Source organism: Acidimicrobiia bacterium (genome assembly GCA_029210695.1).
Taxonomy (GTDB): Bacteria; Actinomycetota; Acidimicrobiia; order Spongiisociales; family JAHEDJ01; genus JAHEDJ01.
Window position 1 is genome coordinate 22,209 of record JARGFH010000026.1, and the last position, 19,644, is coordinate 41,852.

At 63.4% G+C, this 19,644-nt stretch carries 22 protein-coding genes; 6 read left to right on the forward strand and 16 right to left on the reverse strand.

From position 1 onward, the window contains the following. Nucleotides 1-3: 3 nt before the first annotated feature. Entirely contained in the window at nt 4-1,191 is a 1,188-nt protein-coding gene (locus P1T08_09935) for a cysteine desulfurase family protein (GenBank protein ID MDF1596396.1), read from the reverse strand. A gap of 45 nt (nt 1,192-1,236) precedes the next feature. Here P1T08_09935 and P1T08_09940 point away from each other — a divergent pair, with 45 nt between their 5' ends. Continuing rightward, nucleotides 1,237-1,686 carry an SRPBCC family protein gene (locus tag P1T08_09940; protein ID MDF1596397.1) on the forward strand — a complete coding sequence of 150 codons (450 nt, stop codon included), beginning with the start codon at nt 1,237-1,239 and terminating at the stop codon, nt 1,684-1,686. Here the strand turns inward: P1T08_09940 and P1T08_09945 are convergent. After that, complete coding sequence (locus P1T08_09945; protein ID MDF1596398.1) at nt 1,670-2,542, reverse strand: zinc metallopeptidase; 873 nt, start codon at nt 2,540-2,542, stop codon at nt 1,670-1,672. The two genes, P1T08_09940 and P1T08_09945, sit on opposite strands and share 17 nt — an antisense overlap. A gap of 133 nt (nt 2,543-2,675) precedes the next feature. Here P1T08_09945 and P1T08_09950 point away from each other — a divergent pair, with 133 nt between their 5' ends. Next, complete coding sequence (locus P1T08_09950; protein ID MDF1596399.1) at nt 2,676-4,334, forward strand: MFS transporter; 1,659 nt, start codon at nt 2,676-2,678, stop codon at nt 4,332-4,334. A 6-nt stretch (nt 4,335-4,340) separates the two neighbouring features. Here P1T08_09950 and P1T08_09955 read toward each other — a convergent pair whose 3' ends face one another. The 3 genes from P1T08_09955 to meaB form a co-directional block, all read right to left on the reverse strand. After that, the gene (locus P1T08_09955) at nt 4,341-5,111 is read right to left on the reverse strand and encodes an enoyl-CoA hydratase-related protein (GenBank protein ID MDF1596400.1); all 771 of its coding nucleotides are present in this window, start codon (nt 5,109-5,111) and stop codon (nt 4,341-4,343) included. A 62-nt stretch (nt 5,112-5,173) separates the two neighbouring features. Beyond that, entirely contained in the window at nt 5,174-5,647 is a 474-nt protein-coding gene (locus P1T08_09960; protein ID MDF1596401.1) for a hypothetical protein, read from the reverse strand. Next, nucleotides 5,640-6,611 (reverse strand): methylmalonyl Co-A mutase-associated GTPase MeaB, encoded by a 972-nt coding sequence (meaB, locus tag P1T08_09965; GenBank protein MDF1596402.1) that lies wholly within the window; start codon nt 6,609-6,611, stop codon nt 5,640-5,642. The genes P1T08_09960 and meaB overlap by 8 nt, the downstream gene beginning before the upstream one ends. 115 nt (nt 6,612-6,726) lie before the next feature. Between meaB and P1T08_09970 the strand changes: the two genes are divergently transcribed. Next, nucleotides 6,727-7,719 carry an NADP-dependent oxidoreductase gene (locus P1T08_09970; GenBank protein MDF1596403.1) on the forward strand — a complete coding sequence of 331 codons (993 nt, stop codon included), beginning with the start codon at nt 6,727-6,729 and terminating at the stop codon, nt 7,717-7,719. 95 nt (nt 7,720-7,814) lie between these two features. Here P1T08_09970 and P1T08_09975 read toward each other — a convergent pair whose 3' ends face one another. The 3 genes from P1T08_09975 to murA are packed head-to-tail and all read right to left on the reverse strand — an operon-like array spanning nt 7,815 to nt 10,942. Next, nucleotides 7,815-8,096, reverse strand: coding sequence for a NifU family protein (locus P1T08_09975; protein ID MDF1596404.1), 282 nt, complete (start codon nt 8,094-8,096; stop codon nt 7,815-7,817). A gap of 43 nt (nt 8,097-8,139) precedes the next feature. Further along, a complete protein-coding gene (locus P1T08_09980) occupies nt 8,140-9,693 on the reverse strand; it encodes a SpoIID/LytB domain-containing protein (protein MDF1596405.1) in 1,554 nt (517 codons plus the stop codon). Beyond that, a complete protein-coding gene (gene murA, locus P1T08_09985; GenBank protein MDF1596406.1) occupies nt 9,686-10,942 on the reverse strand; it encodes a UDP-N-acetylglucosamine 1-carboxyvinyltransferase in 1,257 nt (418 codons plus the stop codon). The genes P1T08_09980 and murA overlap by 8 nt, the downstream gene beginning before the upstream one ends. Nucleotides 10,943-10,966: 24 nt before the next feature. Here murA and P1T08_09990 point away from each other — a divergent pair, with 24 nt between their 5' ends. Both P1T08_09990 and rpiB read left to right on the forward strand, forming a co-directional pair. Then, nucleotides 10,967-11,269 (forward strand): hypothetical protein, encoded by a 303-nt coding sequence (locus P1T08_09990; protein MDF1596407.1) that lies wholly within the window; start codon nt 10,967-10,969, stop codon nt 11,267-11,269. A 205-nt stretch (nt 11,270-11,474) separates the two neighbouring features. Next, complete coding sequence (gene rpiB, locus P1T08_09995) at nt 11,475-11,927, forward strand: ribose 5-phosphate isomerase B (protein MDF1596408.1); 453 nt, start codon at nt 11,475-11,477, stop codon at nt 11,925-11,927. A gap of 141 nt (nt 11,928-12,068) precedes the next feature. Here rpiB and P1T08_10000 read toward each other — a convergent pair whose 3' ends face one another. The 5 genes from P1T08_10000 to P1T08_10020 all read right to left on the reverse strand — a co-directional run bounded on the left by P1T08_10000 (nt 12,069) and on the right by P1T08_10020 (nt 16,339). Beyond that, nucleotides 12,069-12,770 carry an SDR family oxidoreductase gene (locus tag P1T08_10000; GenBank protein MDF1596409.1) on the reverse strand — a complete coding sequence of 234 codons (702 nt, stop codon included), beginning with the start codon at nt 12,768-12,770 and terminating at the stop codon, nt 12,069-12,071. Beyond that, entirely contained in the window at nt 12,767-13,243 is a 477-nt protein-coding gene (locus P1T08_10005) for a hypothetical protein (GenBank protein ID MDF1596410.1), read from the reverse strand. Before P1T08_10005 ends, P1T08_10000 begins: the two co-directional genes overlap by 4 nt. Continuing rightward, nucleotides 13,240-14,451, reverse strand: coding sequence for a thiolase family protein (locus tag P1T08_10010; protein ID MDF1596411.1), 1,212 nt, complete (start codon nt 14,449-14,451; stop codon nt 13,240-13,242). The genes P1T08_10005 and P1T08_10010 overlap by 4 nt, the downstream gene beginning before the upstream one ends. 4 nt (nt 14,452-14,455) lie before the next feature. Then, the gene (locus P1T08_10015; GenBank protein ID MDF1596412.1) at nt 14,456-15,088 is read right to left on the reverse strand and encodes an SRPBCC family protein; all 633 of its coding nucleotides are present in this window, start codon (nt 15,086-15,088) and stop codon (nt 14,456-14,458) included. Between the two features lie 249 nt (nt 15,089-15,337). Continuing rightward, nucleotides 15,338-16,339 (reverse strand): ABC transporter substrate-binding protein, encoded by a 1,002-nt coding sequence (locus P1T08_10020; protein MDF1596413.1) that lies wholly within the window; start codon nt 16,337-16,339, stop codon nt 15,338-15,340. Between the two features lie 274 nt (nt 16,340-16,613). Here P1T08_10020 and P1T08_10025 point away from each other — a divergent pair, with 274 nt between their 5' ends. Further along, nucleotides 16,614-18,425, forward strand: coding sequence for a thiamine pyrophosphate-binding protein (locus tag P1T08_10025; GenBank protein MDF1596414.1), 1,812 nt, complete (start codon nt 16,614-16,616; stop codon nt 18,423-18,425). A gap of 39 nt (nt 18,426-18,464) precedes the next feature. Here the strand turns inward: P1T08_10025 and P1T08_10030 are convergent, their stop codons facing one another. The 3 genes from P1T08_10030 to P1T08_10040 all read right to left on the reverse strand — a co-directional run bounded on the left by P1T08_10030 (nt 18,465) and on the right by P1T08_10040 (nt 19,643). After that, nucleotides 18,465-18,893, reverse strand: coding sequence for a universal stress protein (locus P1T08_10030; GenBank protein MDF1596415.1), 429 nt, complete (start codon nt 18,891-18,893; stop codon nt 18,465-18,467). Between the two features lie 75 nt (nt 18,894-18,968). Next, nucleotides 18,969-19,352: a hypothetical protein gene (locus P1T08_10035; protein MDF1596416.1), complete on the reverse strand. Its 384-nt coding sequence runs from the start codon at nt 19,350-19,352 to the stop codon at nt 18,969-18,971. A 21-nt stretch (nt 19,353-19,373) separates the two neighbouring features. Then, nucleotides 19,374-19,643, reverse strand: coding sequence for a hypothetical protein (locus P1T08_10040; protein MDF1596417.1), 270 nt, complete (start codon nt 19,641-19,643; stop codon nt 19,374-19,376). Nucleotide 19,644: the final 1 nt, after the last annotated feature.

The following is a 19,644-nucleotide window of genomic DNA, read 5'->3' on the forward strand; positions in this document are numbered from 1 at the left end:
AGTTCAACGGAGGCCCTGCACTGCTTCAGCGACGATGGCTGCCGCGTCGTCGCCATCTTGGGGAGTGGTCGTCCAACCGAAGCTCACACGGAGACACTGGCGGGCGGGTTCGTCGTCGAATCCCATCGCCGCCAGAACGTGCGACACGGTGGCTGCTCCCGACTGGCACGACGAACCCGCCGAGGCGGCCAGGCCCCGCTGATCGAGGCGGACCAGCAGGGTCTCATTGCGAACGCCCGGAATCCGCACGTGTGAATGCTGGACGAGCCGTCCATCGAGCGGGGCGTTCACTTCGAGGTCCGGGATGGCGACACGGAGGCCTTCTTCGAATCGACGGCGAGCCTCCCCGACGTCGACGACGAATCGTTCTCGATCGGAGGCGGCCAGCTCCATTGCCTGCACCATTCCGACGGCCCCCATGACGTTGTGCGTACCGGACCGACGGCCCAGTTCCTGGCCCCCGCCGTGCAAGATCGGCTCGAGACCGACGCCCGTTCGCACGTACAACAGCCCCACGCCCTTCGGACCGCCGAACTTGTGGGCGGCCAGCGACACCATGTCCGCACCCAGGTCGTCGACGTTGAGATCCTGTGAGATGAACGACTGCACCGCATCGGTATGGACCGCCACCTCCGGGTTGGCCGCCTTGACGGCCTCCGAGACCTTCCGGACCGGCTGGACGACTCCGGTTTCGTTGTTGGCCGCCATGATCGAGACCACCGCCGTGTCCCCGCCCACCGCGCCGGCCACTTCTTTTGGATCAACACGGCCCATCCGGTCGACTCCGACCAGATCGACCCGGCAGCCCAGGCCTGTCAGGAACGCAGCCGTCTCGAGGACTGCCTCGTGCTCGATGGCCGTCGTCACCACCCCGCCGCGCCGCCTTCCCGCCAGCGCGGCTCCCTGGAGAGCCAGATTGTCGGACTCGGTGCCGCCGCCGGTGAAGACGATCTCCAGCGGTCGAGCGCCGAGCAGGCGGGCGGCTCGTTCACGGGCCTCCTCGAGTGCGTTCTTCGCCAGCCGCGCAGCTCCGTGGCTCCCAGAGGCGTTGCCGTAGACCTCGCCGGCGTACGGAGCCATCGCCTCCCAGACTTCGGGACGCATCGGCGTGGTGGCGGCGTGGTCGAGGTAGAGCATGTGCGCCACGATTGTGCCACGGTCGAGCAGCTTGAACGACCGCGCCCTGCGCACCGAACCGACATCGCAGCCGGGCAGAACCTCCCCTATCGTTCTCTCATGGCTCGCATCACCGTATCTATCGAGATCGAAGCTCCCCTGGAGCGGGTGTGGGGCGAAGCAGCCGACCTCGCCGCACATGTCGAGTGGATGGCAGACGCCCGGTCCATCGAATTCCTGACCGATCAGCGGTCCGGAGTCGGAACCAGGATGCTCGTGGAAACCAAAGTCGGACCCCTGCAAACCAACGATGTCATGGAAGTCACCGGGTGGGATGAGCAGCACTCCATCGATGTCAGACACCAGGGGATCATCACCGGCCAGGGGTCGTTCCGACTTGAAGCAAGCCGAACGGGCACACGGTTCACCTGGACGGAACAGCTGGCCTTCCCCTGGTACCTCGGCGGCCCCGTGACCGCGCTGGCCGCCCGGCCGATCTTGCGCTGGATCTGGCGGCGCAACCTCGAAGGGCTCCGCCGCCGAATTGAGACGCCTACAGATCCGAACTGAACGTATCGCAGAGGTTTGGATCACCGGACTCATACCCGGCGGTGAACCACTGCATCCGCTGCTCGGAGGAACCATGGGTCCAGGATTCGGGAGTCACCCGACCTTGAATCGCCTCCTGGATGCGGTCGTCGCCAACCGCGGCAGCCGCATCGAGACTCTCCTGAATATCGCCGGGTTGGAGCACATCGCCGCGCTGGTAGATCGAGTTCGCCCACACCCCGGCCAGGCAGTCGGCCTGCAGTTCGATCCGGACCGATAGTTCGTTTACATCATCCGGATACTGCTGTTGCATCTGCCGGACGTCGTCGCTGATGCCGAGGAGCTGCTGAACGTGGTGAGCAACCTCGTGGGCGATCACGTACGCCTCGGCGAAGTCGCCGCCCTGAGCACCAAATCTCGCCTGCAGCTCACCGAAGAAGTCGAGATCGATGTAGATCGTCTGATCCAGCGGGCAGTAGTGGGGCCCAACCTGGGCGTTGGCTCCACCGCAGCCTGAGTTGGTGGAACCGCTGAACAAAACCAGCGCGGCGGGTTGGTAGGTGACGCCGGAACCCGTGAACATGTCCACCCACAGCGTCTCGGTCGAACCGAGCACGGCCTGGACGAACTCCCGTTCCTCAACGCTCTCCGGATCCGACGGCACCGTACCGACATCCTGTGGGACGGCCGCCGGCGCCTGCAAGCCCTCGAGCATCGATGCAAGTTGACTGAGGTCCGCTCCCCCGCCGCACATCCCCAGAACGATGGCGAGGACCGCCACGATCCCCACCCCTCCACCTCCGATGGCGACTCCACGTGAGGGCATCCCCCGGCGATCCTGCACATTTGTACTTTTCTCGAGCTTGCGCCAACGCATCGCCCCAACCCTTCCCGGCTTGTGAACCCAGGAAGCATAACTGCCGTCCTACGTCCGGTTCTCCGCCCTCCGGCGCCAGCTACAATCCTCCGGCTAGTTATCGACAACGCGTCGATAACCGGAAAAAGGATCTATGTCTACCGACCGAAAACGCTGGCTGGGACTCGCAGTGCTGAGCCTCGGAGTCGCCATCATCATCATGGACGCGACCATCGTCAACGTCGCCATTCCATCGATCATCCGCGACCTCGAGATCCAACTCGTCGATGCAGAGTGGATCACCACGATCTACTCACTCGTGTTCGCGGCGCTGCTGATCACGCTCGGACGGATAGGAGACCAGTTCGGGCGAAAGCACATCTTCCACGGCGGCCTGGTGCTGTTCATGCTGGCGTCACTGCTGGCAGGGCGAGCGCCGAGCGGTCCCGCCCTGGTCGGTGCTCGTTCGCTCCAGGGAGTCGGGGCAGCAATGATCCTCCCTTCCACCCTCTCGATCGTGAACGCGACGTTCCGGGGACGCGATCGGGCAATCGCCTTCGGCGTGTGGGGCTCGGTCATCGGAGGCATGGCGGCCATCGGACCGTTGGTCGGAGGCTGGTTGACCACGGACTACTCGTGGAGATGGGCGTTCTACATCAACATTCCCATCGGCATCGCCGTCATCGCCGGGTCGCTGCTCTGGGTGTCGGACAGCCGCGACGAGAACGTGCAGCGCGGAATCGACCCCGCAGGAATCGCCGCCATCTCGCTCGGCCTGCTCGGGCTCATCTTCTCTCTGATCGAGGGATCTCGCTACGGGTGGTGGACACCGACCAAACCATTCGCGATCGGATCGTGGAACTGGCCGTTGGAGAGCATCTCCCCGGTGGTCCCTGCGCTGGCAGTTGCTGTGACCGGGATCGCCCTGTTCTTCTTGACCGAGCGGCGCAGATCGGCGGCCGGCAAGCCGGTGCTGTTCAAACTCGAGCTCTTCCGCCTGTCGAGCTTCCGGAACGGCAACATCACAGCTGCCATCCTCAGCCTCGGCGAACTCGGCTTGATCTTCATCTTGCCGCTCTTCATGCAAGCCGTCCTCGGGTATACAGCACTTCGAACAGGGGTCCTGTTCGCGGCACTGGCAGCCGGTGCCTTTGTCGGAGGCCCGTCGGCCGCCGCGCTCGCCAATCGATTCGGCCCGAGACGGGTCGTCAGCACCGGTATGGGGATCGAGGCGATCTCCATCGGATTGATCGCCCTCACCATCTCCCCGGATGTCGGTGGATGGACCCTGGCGCCGGTGCTCTTTCTCTACGGCATCGGAGTAGGCCTTGCTACTGCCCAGCTCACCAGCGTGATTCTTGGCGACGTCCCTCCTGGTGATTCGGGCCAGGCATCCGGGATGCAAAGCACATTTCGTCAGGTTGGCTCGGCGCTTGGTATTGCACTCATCGGCACGCTCCTGGCCGTCAATCTGGCCACGTTCACCGAGAAGGAACTGGCCGACGTCGCCCTCCTCCCCGACGTTGCCCGTTCGGGCCTGGCCGGGGCCGTGAGTGCATCGGCAGGACAACTTCTACCGACCCTGCGCGAGGGAAACCTCCCTCAGATAGGTGAAATGCCTGCAATGCAGTTGGACGCCGCCACTCTCGCCCCCATCATCGATGGAATCGAGATGGCCTTCGCAGATGCGGCCGCACGAGCGGCAACGGCGGCAGCCCTTTTCGTCTCGTTCGGTTTCGCGCTGAGTTTTCGGATTCCAAATCCGGACTTCGAAGCGCGCGACGGGTCGCGACCGAAAGACGTTCCCGGCTGAGGTTGGTCAGCGACCGCGAAACTCCGCCTTGCGCTTCTCGATGAAGGCGGCAACCCCTTCTTTGGCGTCGTCGGTCCAGAAGCATTCGTCGAACGCCTGCGCTTCGACTGCCATTGCCTCGTCGATCGGCTTTCCCCATCCTTCGTTCATTGCCATGCGCGCCGCACCCAGCGCAACCGTCGGCCCCTCGGCATACTGCTCTGCTTCGGCGATCGCGGCCGGGAGCAGGTGATCGACCGGGAACACCTTGTCGGCCAGACCGATGGCGAGCGCTTCCGCAGCACCGATGTGGCGGCCGGAGTAATTGAGTTCCTTCGCCTTCTGAAAACCGACGATGCGCGGTAGCCGCTGCGTTCCGCCTGCGCCGGGGATGATGCCCAGCTTGATCTCCGGTTGTCCCACCAAGGCGTCATCCGACAAATACCGGAAGTCGGCTCCCATCGCCAGCTCCAGACCGCCCCCGAGTGCATAACCGTGGACGGCTGCAAATGTTGGTTTGGCAAGTTTCTCGAGCGCACGGACCGTTCCGGCCAGAACGCCGGCGAGGCCGCCGCCCTCATTGGCTCCGTCGTATGCCTTCTGGAATCCTTTGATGTCTGCTCCGGCCGCAAAATGGGGCTGGCCGGTAACCACGACCGCCCGCACGGCCGGATCGGCGGCCATGGTGAAGGCCTCGAGCAGGTCATGTGAAAGCTGGGCGGAGAGGGCGTTCACCGGCGGACGATTGAGTCGAATCAGCGCGACGGCGTTCTCTACGGAATACTCGACCAACTCCACGGTGTGACTCCTCGTTCGACGGTCAGGCAAAGGCTAACGCCCGAACGAGGCCCTGCGTCCGTTCAGGCGCCGGCCAACCACTCGCGGGCGACGTCGCCCGTCTCCTGCCGTTCGTCTTCTTCGAGCTCAGCCGAGGCAACCAGGAATTGCTGAACAAATCCTTGAACCCCGGCTGCCATCCGGACTGCGGTGTCGGCGAGCTTGCCCAGGAAGGCTTGCTGATCAATGGCGGTGAGCCCGACGTCCCAGTCAGCCGACCAATCGATGCCGGCCGCCCCAACTGAACGCCACAGACTGACGACCGGACCCTCTTCTGCGTAAATGCCCAGCGGGGAGCCGGTGGGCGGCACCTCGAGGGTGATGGTCGCGTCGATCTGGACCCACAACCCATCGCGCTCGTCCCATTCGAGGTTGCCGATGATCCCCTCTTCGATCAAGTCGTCGGGGGCCTGCTCGTACGGGCGGTGGTAGTAATGCCGGCGCAGTTGCATTGCCAGCTCCCCCAGCGCTACTGCTGCACGGGTTTCCTCAGACATTTCCATGGTTGTTCTCCTCCGCCAGTTCCGTGACAATTCGCCGGGCCGCCGTCCAGGGGTCGATCTGCCGTGAGCCGAGTTCGGCGAGTAGCACGGTGAGGGCCTGCCGGCCCGCAACCGCCTCGGCCTGGGCCGTCAGTTCCTCGATCATCGCCCGCCGGAACTCGAGTTCGAGCTTCTTGCTCCGTAGCACGGCCAACTCGCCGGTGGATTCCAGGTGTTTCCTGTGATCGACGATCGCCCGCCATACCCCGTCGATACCTTCGCCCGTGGTACCCACGGTCGGCAGCATCGGCGGCTCCCACGTCCGCCCGTTGCCGAGTTCCAGCATCTGGCGCAGATCTCGCACCGTATCGTTGACGCCGGGCCGGTCGGCCTTGTTGATTACGAAGATGTCGCCGATCTCCAGCAATCCGGCCTTGTTCGCCTGCACGCTGTCGCCCCACCCCGGGTTCACGACGACGATGGTGGTATCGGCACTCTCGACTATCTCGACTTCCGCCTGCCCGACGCCCACCGTCTCAACGATGATGTATGGGAACCCGGCACCGTCGAGGACGCTCACAATCCGTGGAGTGGCGGCCGCGATCCCGCCGAGATGGCCGCGACTGCCCATCGACCGGATGTAGACGCCTGCATCGCCGGCGTGGTCCTGCATGCGGATCCGATCACCGAGGATGGCACCGCCGGTGAACGGGCTCGAAGGGTCAACGGCGAGGACCGCCACCTCATCGCCGGAGGCGCGGATTTCGGTGATCAACTGATCAGTGATGGTGCTCTTGCCTGACCCGGGAGCTCCGGTGAGACCGATCACATAGGCACGGCCACCCATGGGATAGAGCGCCGCCAGCAAATCGGGGGCCATCTGGTGGCCTTCTTCGACACGGCTGATGATGCGGGCCAGAGCACGCCGGTCGCCGCTCAGCGTTGCGTCGATCAATTCGCTCGGGTTGGTCAAGGCCATGTGGGGGCAGAATAGCTAGTGGTCGTTGGGATTCGGCCCGGGCCGCGCGTTCGTCGCCGGGTCTACGTGCGGCGGGCCGGTTCCACTGTGGCCGGCGGGCACGTAAGGTGCTGGCATGGACGTAAGCAATCACCGCATCACTCTCGCCGAACGGCCCGTCGGTGTCGTTGCCGATCGCTGCTTTGCACACGACGACGTTCCCGTGCCCGCACCGGGGCCGGGTGAGATCCTGGTTGAGGTCACGTGGCTCTCGATCGATCCCACGATCCGGGGTTGGATGGCCTACGACACCTACCTACCCGCCATCGAGATCGGCGCACCGATTCGCAGCGGGGGCCTCGGGATTGTCATCGAGTCGAACAACGATGCCTACCCGGTCGGGGCCACCGCTTTCGGCATGACCGGATGGCAACAGTACGCCGTACTCGGTCGCGGGACACAGGTGGTGCCGGACGGTGTTCCACCGGAGGCTGCGCTGAGTATCTTCGGGCTGACCGGAATCACTGCTTACTTCGGACTCCTCGATATCGGCCGTCCCGTTGCCGGAGAGACCGTCCTGGTTTCGGGAGCAGCAGGAGCAACCGGTTCGGTGGTCGGACAAATCGCCAAACTCAAAGGTTGCAGGGTTGTCGGCCTGGCCGGTTCGGCCGAGAAGTGCGCATGGCTCACCGAAGAACTGGGTTTCGACGCTGCCATCAACTACAAGACCGAAAACGTGCGGAAGGCAATCCGGTCGGCCTGCCCGGACGGTGTCGACGTCTTCTTCGACAACGTCGGTGGCGACCTCCTCGAAGCCGCCATAGCCAACCTGGCGCGCCGGGGCCGGATCGTGCTGTGCGGCGCAATCTCCCAGTACAACGCCGAGGCGCCGCGTCCCGGACCCAACAACCTGGGCGTCCTGATCAGCAAGCGGGGCCGAATGGAAGGATTCATCGTCCTCGACTACATGGATCGAGCCGACGAAGCGATCGCCGGGCTGGGTGGCTGGGTGAAAGAAGGCAAGCTGACGTACAAGACCGACGTCGTCGATGGCCTCGACAATGCCCCGGCGGCCTTCAGCCGCCTGTTCACCGGAGCCAACACCGGCAAGGTGATGGTTCGCCTGTAGCCGAATGCCAGGATGCGGGCCCGAATGGGCCGGTCAGGCTGCGTCCGGCACCAGTCGTGTTTCGCTCTGCAGGGCGAGAAAGGGGCCCGAAAAATCTAGCTGGCGTTGACGACTTCGACGCCGGGCACACGGTCCATGAGGATCCGTTCGATGCCGGCCTTGAGGGTCATGGTCGAGAGCGGGCAACCGCCGCACGCGCCGACCATCTGAAGGTTGACCGTTCCCCCTTCAACCCCGAGCAGTACGAGATCGCCGCCGTCGGCTTGCAGCGCAGGGCGAATGTACTCGAGGGTTGCCTCGAGTGTCGGCAGGTCGATCAAGGCTTCGTCGACCGGAGCCGTCTCGTGCTCGTTCAGCTGTTGTGTATCTTCGGTCATCTGGGTTCCACCTCGGGCGCCATAGTGTAGAAAGCCCGCAGCACTATCCGGGCATCAACTGCAACGTCGAGAACAGGCGGTCCATTCCGTCCGCAGAGCGCGCTTCCATCATCACCCGGTAGATCCCCGGCGGGGCAACGCGGCCGCGCATGGTTCCGTCCCAGACTGCGACGACCTCGCCGGCGTCGCGAACTCTCCACTCGGTCGTTCCGACCACCTCGGCTCCTCTGAATACCACAACCCGCACCTGGGCCGGAGCAGACAGCATGCCCGTGAACGCGACGGCGCGTCCAGAAATCGCCGTTGCAGGCTCGAGCGATGCCAGAGTCGGCGCAAGGCCGGTCCCGTCCGGAGGGTTGGCGGCGACGCGGGTACCGCTGGCGCCGAAGGACCACGAGCCAAGCGCCACCTCGGCAATCGTCTTCCCGTCTGCCAGCACAGTGAACGGCCCATCGGCGGAGATGACCAGCTCTGTTGCTCCCCAGACCAGACCCACCTCTATTTCATCCGGTAAGAGGCCGGATCGCTCCGCCTCGAGACCCGTGTAGTAGTGAGAGAGGATCTGGTCGTAGCTGGCGCCGGCATCGGCCATCGCCTTCGCTCCGTACTGGCTCATGCCGACCAGGTGGCCCCAGCCCTTCCCACGCACGACCCATTCGAATCCGAGCCACATACCGTCGGGGCCGGCGAGGGGAAAGACAATGTCGTAGTCGATGGTGAACGTCGGCGAGAGGATGGTTTGCGGGTACGTTCCCCCGTCGGGTCGGGCCGCAGGGAAGTCATCGGGAAACACCCTCGGCGCCCACCGGTTCATCGTCGACCGGAAGTCCCAGGTATCGAGTTGTTCGTTCGTACGGCCGTTGATATCGATCATCCACGGGCCGTTGCCATCCCTGGTTTGAACGACTCCGATTGTGCTGAAACTTCCCTCGAGCACTCCGGCCGCCTTGAGGATCTCCCGCAGTTGGAACACGTCGAAGCGGACTTCCCAGTCGGTGAACGGTGAGTCCTCGTTCGGGCTGGGCACGGCCTGCAGATACGGATGCGGAGTTCCTCCGAACACATCCTGCACCGATCGAGTGCGGCCACCGGAGGTGCTGCTGTACAGAGCCTGGGCCGGGACGCCGCCCACGAGGAGTAACTCGCCCGCCGTCGAAGTCACTGCTTCTTCCCATTGCTCACCTCCCGGCCCCTCGACCTGGTCGAGACCCCCGTACACCTGACACTGGTCCGTGGCGCAGATGTCGAATCCGTACGTCGCGCCGGCTCCGGCGCGACCGCGCCGCAGCGTCCAGGCGAGATAGGTTCGAGCCGCCACAGCTTGTGCCCGGAGTGACTCGATAGGCCAGCTGAACGGGACTTCCTGGAGACCGAGCAAATACGCTTCGGGCGCCACCAGTTCGGTCAGCACCAGGCCGTCGGAGGCCCCATCCACAACCAGCCGTCCGGCATAGCGGCGGTCCCGCCATTGCAGTACGGTTCCGTCCACAGGAACGATCTCGATGGTATCGAAGACGGCCGGGGGATCCTCCTGCGCAGCGGCCGGAAGCGCCGTCAGGGCGAGAACAACCGCTAACGCAAGAGCGAGTTCACGCACTGCGCCGCTCGATGACCGCGCCGAGCGAGGCCAATCGTTCGACGAACCCCTCGTAACCCCGATCGATGTGCTGGACATCGGAGACGGTGGTGTAGCCGTCTGCCCGGAGACCGGCCAGCACGAGGGCCGCGCCTGCCCGGATATCCGGAGCAAGCACGGGACAACCCGAGAGGCGCTCCGTGCCGCGAATGACGGCGTGTTGCCACTCGATCGTCACGTCGGCACCCATCCGCATCAGCTCCCCGAGGTAGCGAAACCGGGCGTCGTAGAGGTTCTCGGTCACCACTGAGGTTCCCTCTCCAGAGGCAAGCAGCGCCACCATTTGCGGCTGCATATCGGTCGCAAAGCCGGGGAACGGCAAGGTGGCGAAGTCAACAGAGTGCGGCCGCTCCGGACCTTCGATCTCGATCCAGTCGTCACCACGGTCGACTCCGCATCCAGCTTCTGTGAGCTTCTTCAACTCCATCCGCAGGTGATCGGGAACGCAGTTGTCGACACGGACACGACCCCGGCTGATGGCGCCCGCCACGGCGTAGGTCCCGGCCTCCAGGCGGTCGGGTATGACCCGATGATCGACCGGGTGGAGTTCGCCAACTCCTCCGATCACCATTCGAGGAGTGCCCGCTCCGCTGACTGCGGCACCCATGGCATTGAGTTGTCTGGCCAAATCCTGGATCTCGGGCTCACGGGCTGGATTGTTGATCACGGTCTCGCCGGTCGCGAGGACGGCCGCCAGGAGAATGTTCTCCGTCGCTCCCACCGAAGGGAACTCGAGGTCGACCTCGGCGCCGGTCAGTCCATTGGGGGCGCGGCCGATGACCGTCCCGTGTTCGAGTTCGAACTCGGCGCCGAGGGCGCGAAGACCGGCGAGGTGCATGTCGATCGGTCGGGCTCCGAGATCGTCACCCCCTGGGAAGGCGACACTGGCGATTCCCGTCCTGGCCAGAAGCGGTCCGAGGACAATGATCGAAGCCCGCATCTGGCGGACCAACTCGAGAGGCGCCTCCGGCCGGAGATCATCCGGTACTTCCACAGTCAGCGTATGGCCGTCGAATTCGCATTGTGCACCGGTGTGATCGAGGACTTTGCCCATCAGTTCGACGTCGAGGATGCCGGGCACATTGGTCAGCCGGTGGACGCCGGGCGCCAGCAGCATCGCAACCATCTGCTTGAGGACGGCGTTCTTCGCTCCGAGTACCGATACGGAGCCCTCCAGTCGCGCTCCCCCGGTGACAACGATCTGATCCATCGTCGGGATTGTACGTGCCTACCGATGACATCTCCGGCTTCGACACAATCACTGCTCGACCCAGCCACCGACGCCACGCATCATCTCGACGTCGACCGGGGAACCGGGGTAGCGTCAGCGACCCCACGCAAAGGAGCTGAAATGGGTGGCCCACCCAGCAAACCGAGCAAGGAATACCGCGCCCGCATCTGGGTGAAACTCAGCGATGACTTTCTTCCGCATCCGTTGCTGTCGAAGGCCGAACTCGAGGCCCGCCTCACCGAAGCCCTTGGAGTCGGAACCGACGACTCGCCCGTCGCCTCCGTCAGGGTCGACGACCCTAGATAGGCAGGCCGGTGTGGCGCGAGCCTCGACACCGGGAGGGTGAATCGGGCATAGGCAGAATCACCCGATTCACCCTCTTCTTTGCCGAGACCCCTCGATTCGCCCATACCCACGGCGCCGACGGAGAGAGCCGGGGGACCGGTGTCGCGTGGGGGTCGGGCAGCCGGCGACTTGACTACGCTGACGTCGCCCTCGAGAAGGATGGAGTGTGCGGGTAGGAATTGGCGCAGATCACGCCGGCTACGCGTTGAAGGAGACCCTGGCGCGGATGCTTGCCGAGAAGGGTGTGGCCGTTACCGATTTCGGGACTCACACCGAGGAATCGGTCGACTATCCGGATTATGCGGCCGCGGTCGGCCGCGCCGTCCGCGACGGCCGGGTCGAACGCGGCATCGTGGTGTGCGGTTCCGGGGCCGGGGCGGCCATCGCCGCCAACAAGCTGCGCGGCGTGCGGGCCGCCCAGGGAACCGACACGTATACGGCCCATCAGTGCGTCGAACACGACGACGTTAATGTGCTGTGCCTGGGGAGCCGGGTGACCGGGGTGGCGCTGGCTACGGAGATCGTCGAGGCGTTTATCGGCGCCCAATTCACCCGCGAGGAGCGCCACGTGCGAAGGCTCAACAAAATCCTCTCCCTCGAGGCGGAAGAGTCGGGCTGACCTTCCTCTGATGGACCTTCCCCCAGAGGGACCCGTATTCCCTGAAAGTATCCAGGCGCCGAGACGAGGTCTGCGCAGGAGTACAGGCAAGGCTTCCGATTGGAGGGATCTCGCCGAATCTAGTTTCAACCTCGAGAGAAGCTAGATGAGGCTCCTACCACCACCGACAATATGAACCTGGCCTGTGATGTACGACGCGTCTTCAGAGAGAAGAAACTCCACCAGGGCAGCCACCTCGTCGCCGCGGCCGGGACGACCAAGGGGGATACGCGCCACCAGTTTGGCCAGCACCTCGGTTGGCATGGCTGCCGTCATGGGTGTGTCGATCAGACCCGGCGCGATGGCGTTGACACGGACCTTCGGCGCAAGCCGAATCGCCAGGGCGCGCGTGAGGCCAACCAGACCGCCCTTCGACGTCGCGTAGTTGTACTGCCCGAAGTTCCCTAGGTATGAGCGCGAGCTGATGTTGATTACGGATGCTCCGTCACCCATCATCGGGATGAGCGAGGATGTGAGCCGATAGGCGGCACCGAGATTCACGTCGAGAACCTCGGAGAACTGGTCGGCTGTCATCTTCACGAGACGAGAATCCCGAGTGATTCCGGCATTGTTGACCAGTCCCCTGATGGAGAACCCTGAAGCGGCCTCGACGACGCACGCCACACCCTCATTTGTGACCAAGTCCGCTTCCACAGCTATGGCTTGTGTACCGAGCTCAGCCGCCACCTCGGCGACTGATGGATCGCGATCAACGATGAGAAGGGTTCCCCGGCGCGCCAGGCGTTCCGCGATGGCCCGACCGATGCCCGACGCCGCCCCGGTGACAACGACAAGCGACTTCATGGCAGGGTCTTTCCTAGATGGCGGCTGCCGAGTCGTACAACCTCACCTGCAGGCCCGCCAGGTTCCAATGCAAGCAGTCGCGCCACCCATGCGGCCGTGGTCGCAGCTGGCGTGTCGTCTTCGATGGCGAGGACGTTCACAGGGACTCCGGCTTTCTGCATTTCAACGGCGGCCGACCGGGCGCCTGAAAGGAGACCGGTAGCCACCATCGCCGCTCCTGCGTCTCCGCCGGCGCCCAGCAAGTCCGCGTGCCAGACCACATAGACGATCGGAGCCGCGGCCATGACCGCCAAACGAGATAACTCGAACGCGGTCAACAGCTCGGCAGATACGTCGTGCCACTCGCTCCCGACGGTCCGGTCGGCCACGAACACCAGCCCCGACTCCGGGCCATCCTCAGCGATCGAGCTCCGCAGCGCCTCGGACAACTCCTCGTCGAGCACTCGGATACGAAGTTGGGCATGAGCGGTCAAGTAGTCCCCTCCAAGATCAGAGCGATTCCCTGCCCGACCCCGATGCACATCGTGGCCAGGCCGAAACGGATTGAATCGCGGTTCATCCCATGAACCAACGTTGTGAGGATCTTGGCCCCGGTTCCGCCCAATGGATGTCCGAGGGCTATGGCGCCTCCAGATACGTTGACAATTTCGTTATCTGCACCCAGCAAATCGATGCAGGCGAGTGTCTGAGCGGCGAATGCCTCGTTCATCTCGATCATGCCCACATCGTCGAGCGACATGCCGGCCCGATCCAGCGCTTTCTGAGTGGCTGGTACTGGTCCTATGCCCATCACATCGGGATGAACTCCGGCGGCGGCCGAGCCGACAATCCGGGCGAGCGGATTCAGCTGATGTCGAGCGATGCCCTCCTCAGTGGCCAGCAGCAAAGCAGCAGATCCGTCATTCATTGGACTGCTGTTCCCCGCCGTCACACTCCCGCCCTCTTTGAAGACCGGTCGAAGCGCCGCCAGCGCCTCGAGACTGGTGTCGGGGCGTGGCCCTTCGTCCCGATCGACTGTCGTCACTCCCTTCCCGCGAGGATCCGTTGCCGCCTCGATCGGTTCGATTTCTCTGTCGAATCGCCCCGCCTTCTGAGCCCCCACGGCGCGTTGATGTGAACGCAATGCGAACTCGTCTTGCCGTTCGCGACCGATACCGTATCGCTCGGCGACTACCTCGGCCGTCATCCCGAGACTGATGGGTGGGTATGCAATTTGCATGCGATCGTTGACAAATCGCCAGCCAAGCACCGAGTTGGCCATCTGCGGAGGAGAGGCCGTGAAGCCGGCGGGCGGCTTGGCCAACACGAAGGGGGCCCTGCTCATAGATTCGGAGCCTCCGGCGATCATCACATCACCCCAGCCATCCCGCATCGCCTGCACCGCCGATATCACCGCCTGCAAGGAGGACCCACACAAGCGATTCACCGTCTGAGCCGGCACCTCGACTGGGAGACCGGCAAGAAGGGCGGCCATCCGGCCGACGTTGCGATTGTCCTCGCCTGCCTGATTGGCCGCCCCCCAAACGATGTCTTCGACGGATGCCGGATCAAGGCCCGGGTGGCGAGCCAGCAGACGCCCGATGGCATGGGCTGCGAGGTCGTCGGGTCGGACGTGGGCGAGTGCCCCTCCCAGCCTGCCGGTGGGCGTTCGGCAGGCATCTACGATGAACACGTTGGTCAACGGGCTATCTCCTCCACCATGCGATTGCCATCCAAACGACTGCTACTGCGACCAGCGCCAATCCGACGGGTATGAGGCGTCTGGCGATTGGAGCACGGGCCAACTCAAGCAAATCGACAGGCTTGCTTGGAGCTGTGCGAGAAGGGGGTGCGGCGGTATCACCCGCCAGATCTCCATCGGAAGCTGCGACGCTGAGAACATCACGCTCGAGGTTGCTGGCAAACTCCGCGATGATCTTCGAAGCAACGTCGTTTATGACGCCGCGTCCGAACTGGGCAACGGTGCCGGTGATGGTCATGTCGCAATCGATGGCGACTTCCGTGTTATCGGACCCCTTGCCTTCGTGAAGCAAAACGATGATTTCCGCCTCGGCGCTGCCCATGCCCCTGGTTTCACGGCCCTTGCCGCGGAGGAGCATTCGTCGTCGGTCTTGATCGACCTCCGCAACGGTCAGTTTGCCGTCGTAGCTCGCCGCCATAGGCCCCACCTTGACATTGACGGCGCCGTAGTAATCATCGCCATCGACCCTCTGAAGCTCAGCCCCCGGCATGCAAGGAGCGATGCGCTCGAAGTCCAACAAGAGGTTCCAGGTGTCTTCTATCGACCGGGCAACCTGAAAGCTATCTTCGATCTGCACCCTATTGAGTATAATTGTTAAACTTCATGCCGCACAATTGGAAACGCCGCACGATCGGCGAACGAAGCTAGATCATGTCCCACGCTGGCACAAGCCCCGCTGGCGTCCATCCGCGGCCTGATCGCGACCACGATTCGGCAGACTGAGCGGAAGTGCGACAAGATACCCACGAAGCCGACCTATTCACCTGGCGGAGGAGAAGCAGCCGAGTGTCCGTCGGCGCGGGAATCCAAGCTCAGTCCAGCAGTATCAATGATTCAGTTCAACGACTGGCGCAAACAACCCGTCAATCGGCTGTATGTCCGCGAGGAACCCCTGCTGTACAAGATACCGCATTAGCGTCTCCAGCGTCTTGCGGTTGGGCTCAAGCCCGTAAGCCCAGAAGTCGGACCCGAAGAGATCGTCAGCCTCCGCTGTGGCCTCATGCTGCCATGGCAGCATTGTCTTCAAGGCTCCACTCCGGTGGTACAACTCCCAACACACATTCCGCGCTTCCACGAAGGCGTCATAGATGCTCTCGGCGACCCACGGGTGTCGTTCGAACAGCGACTCCTTCATCACAACGGTGTGCATGATCGGGAAGATCCCAGTTGATCCGTAATACTCACGCTCGGCCTCTACATGGTCGGGGAACAGGCGGCGAACCATGCGAGAAGAACTCAATGAGTCGGGCACGCGAGGGCTGATGAGTGCGTCGAGGGCGCCCCGCGCGAGCATGTCGCTCATCGAATCCCCGGCAGGGATCGGCTCGATGTCCACGGGATCGGCCATCTCAAAGACCAGCGACGACGAGGCGATTCTCTGCGTAGACTTCGGCTCATTGAGTCCGCCCTCAAACCAGCGCACGCTGCGAAGGTCAACACCGTACTCGTCGCGAAGAATGCCCCGCACCCAGACCGCGGCCGTGACGCGGTACTCAGGCACACCGATTCGTTTCCCGTCAAGGTCTTTCGGGGTCTCAATCCCGGATGCTGCGTTGACGAACACGAAGCCATGCCGGAACCGCCGGGATGGGAAGACCGGCAACGCTACGAACGGAAACCCCCCCTGTACCTTGCGCCCGAGGTAGTAGGCACACGACATTTCTGCCAGATCGAAGGCGTTGTTCTTCACCATCCTCGAGAACGCCTGACGCGACTCCTTGACTGACAAATAGACCAGATCGATTCCCGAAGGGCGAACCTCACCGGTTCGCAGCGCCTCGGTGCGATCGTATGGCCCGCAGGCCAGGGTCAGTGTCAATCTCTCCATATCGGCAAATGCCTCCCTGTTCCCTGCGGTGCGCCAGCCGAAGCGGTCAGTTGTCCGGCGCCAGGACCGGACCGCGAGACAACAGCGCCGTCGGAGGTTCGGAGCAGTAGTGCAATCATCTAGTGAAGTCGCATACTAGGCTCCCGAAGCAAGAGATCGCATGATGGTCAACGCAACCGGCTCAGGTATGAATCGTAGGGAAGCGCTAGAGGATTCGATCAACGATTCAACTCACGCCTCGACACCTTGACCCTTGTGGAGGAGTAGGAGATCGATGACGGATCGCAACACCATCACGGGACCAGCTACAGAACGGCCGGTGAACGTAGAGCAGCAGACGGGCAACCCTGAGTACGGTTCCGATCTGATCGTTGACCTTCTCGACGCCATGGGCATTGACTATGTCGCCATGAATCCGGGTTCGACCTTCCGTGGCATCCACGATTCAATCGTGAATTACGGCGCGAACCGCGCCCCGAAATTGCTGCTCGCTCTCCACGAAGCCGTCGCCGTCGGGATTGCCCATGGCTACGCCAAAGCCGCCGGGCGGCCGATGGCCGTCGCGTTGCACGATGTCGTCGGTTTGGGCAACGCGCCCACCGCTATCTACGAAGCCTGGACTGATCGAGTCCCGATCGTCATTCTCGGAGGAACTGGTCCAGTAGACGCCAGCCTTCGCCGACCCGGCAACGACTGGATTCACACAGCCCTGATCCAGGGCAATCTGATCCGCGACTTCGTCAAGTGGGACGACCAGCCGGCCAGCATCGCCGCCGTCCCTGAGTCACTGCTCCGAGCCCACCGCGTAGCCGTTTCTCGACCTGCCGGCCCGGTATATGTCTGTTTCGACGCCCTCGTACAGGAGGGCCGCATCGATCATCCGATCGACTTCCCTGAGGTCGATCGTTTCGCGCCGGCCCGGCCGATCTGGGGCGACCCGAACGCAGTGGATGAGGCCGCCCGGATGCTCGTAGAAGCCGAGTTCCCAGTCATCACCTCCGGCCGGGTTTGCAGGGATCAGGCCGGGCTCGATGGGCTCGTGGAGTTGGCAGAACTCCTGGCCGCGCCAACCTTTCCGATATATCGCAATGGATTGAACTTCCCATCGGCGCACCCTTTGAACTTCATGGGACAGGCCGAATCGTATGTGCCGGGTGCGGACGTCATCCTCGGGGCCGAACCCCTCGACTTCACCCACGTAACCCGTCGATTTCCGACGAGGGCGATCGGTCAGGGTGCGCCGATCACGAGGGATGACGCACGCTTCATCAGCGTTGGACTCGACGATCTCGCACTTCGAAGCTGGGCTTCTGAGTTCCAGCGCCTTTCCCCTGTTGACATACCGATCATGGCCGACACCGCTGTGGGTCTCCACCAGCTCGCCGAGGCTTGTCGGTCAATCATCGACAGCACAGCCTCGGAAAAGATCGAGGCACGCAGGGTGCGACTCCTCAGTGACCACAAGGAGCTCATGGAGCGCGCCGCGCGGAGAGTGGCCGACACGTGGAACGACCAGCCGATCTCCCTGGGACGCCTTCTCACGGAGGTCCGGGATGCGGTGAGCCAAGAGGACGAATTTCTCCTTCTCAAGAACCGTTTCTGGATCCCAGGAATCTGGGATATCGCCCATGTCGATCGGTTCCTGGGCGACGCCTGCGGCGGCACGATGGGCTACGGCCCTCCAGCCATGATTGGCGGTGCCCTAGCCGTGGCCGGGACGCCGCGTTTTGCGGTAGGCATTACCGGAGACGGCGACTTCAACTACACGGCTTCCGCCCTTTGGACGGCCGCGCACTACGAGATTCCCTGCCTGATCGTCGTGTTCAATAATCGGTCCTACCAATCGGATGTCGAGTTCCAGGACCACATTGCCCGCGAGCGCAACCGCCCTGTGGAAAACCGCAGTATCGGCCACGCCATGGATTCCCCTCCCGTTGACATCGCGGGACTGGCGCGGAGCTACGGATGCGCCGGAATGGGACCCGTGGAGAGTCCTTCCGATCTGGCTCCGACACTCGAGCGTGCCGTCCGTCAAGTTAAGGAAGGGCGTACAGTGGTCGTCGATGTTCTGGTCCAGCCGCGCTGACCTCATCCGCCTGCTGATGGCCAGTGCAGTCAGATTCACTCAGTCGGAAATCGTGCCCCGATTGGCAGGTCGATCAGCCTTCACGGCGACCACAGGACACCCCGCGCCCAGCAACACGCCCTGCTCATAGCTGCCCAGCAGCATCTTGCCAACGCGACTTCTCCGCCGCAGTCCCATGACAATCAGGTCGACGTCGAACTCCCCGGCAGTTTTCAGTACGACGTGGTCGAGTGATGACGCCCCGGCAGACCACCGTGTCTCACACTGGATTCCATCCGAGACGAGGCGGGTTTCGAGTTCCTCGAGCAAAGTGCGTAGCCGCTCGACCTCACTCCCGGTCTGCTCACTGGCCTCGGCATGGCCCATCAGCAGAATGGTCCCCATGTGGAGGCGCGCCTCGGCGACCGCATATTCGACAGCCGCCTCGCCCTCAGGAGTTGGCAATACGGGTACCAGGATCAACATCATGTCACCTTTCACATCTGATCATGCCTGCCGCTAATGCTATACGGCGGCGGCCTCGTCCAAGTATCCGACTCCTGATCACGAAGTGGCCAGAGCAGCGATGTGCTCCCTGATAGCCGATTCGAACCCGATTGGATCGAAGAAGTGAGGCCCCAGTCCACATCTCCACACGACCCTTCCCGCGTTATCAAGCAGGTATAGCCTGCCCGGCCAGGCCATGTAGGCATCTCCGACGGTGTCCTCCATATCATCAAGCACCATCGGGAAGGAATAGGAGTATCGCAGCCTGCAGGCAGCCGCCACCCCGGCGCGTTCGTCCTCCGTCAGCGGCTGTGCAAACAGCACCCCATCATCGAGATTGGCGGACGCTTGCGCCCCGTCGGTCGGATGGGCCTCTTTGATATAGACGCACAGGAACCGGACGCGGTCGCTGAACTCCTTCGCTATTCCATCGAGGCGCACGGCCTCACTCCGGAAGTGCGGTCAGGTATAGGACCCGAAGATCAGCCCGACCGGTTTGCCTCGCAGGCTGGATAGGCCCATCAAATCACCGGTACGCTTGCCGGTTGCAGTGAGTAATTCGAGTTCGAAATCTGGCGCTTCGTCGCCCAACTGCGGCGATACCAAATCGCGTTCCATGCGGTCCAGGAACCGCCGGCGCATACCTTTCCGGGTCCAGCCCCGGAGTTCAAGTTCCGCTTCGCTGATCGACGCGATCCTGTCCTCAATCACCTGCGGCAGGTCGAGGGACACG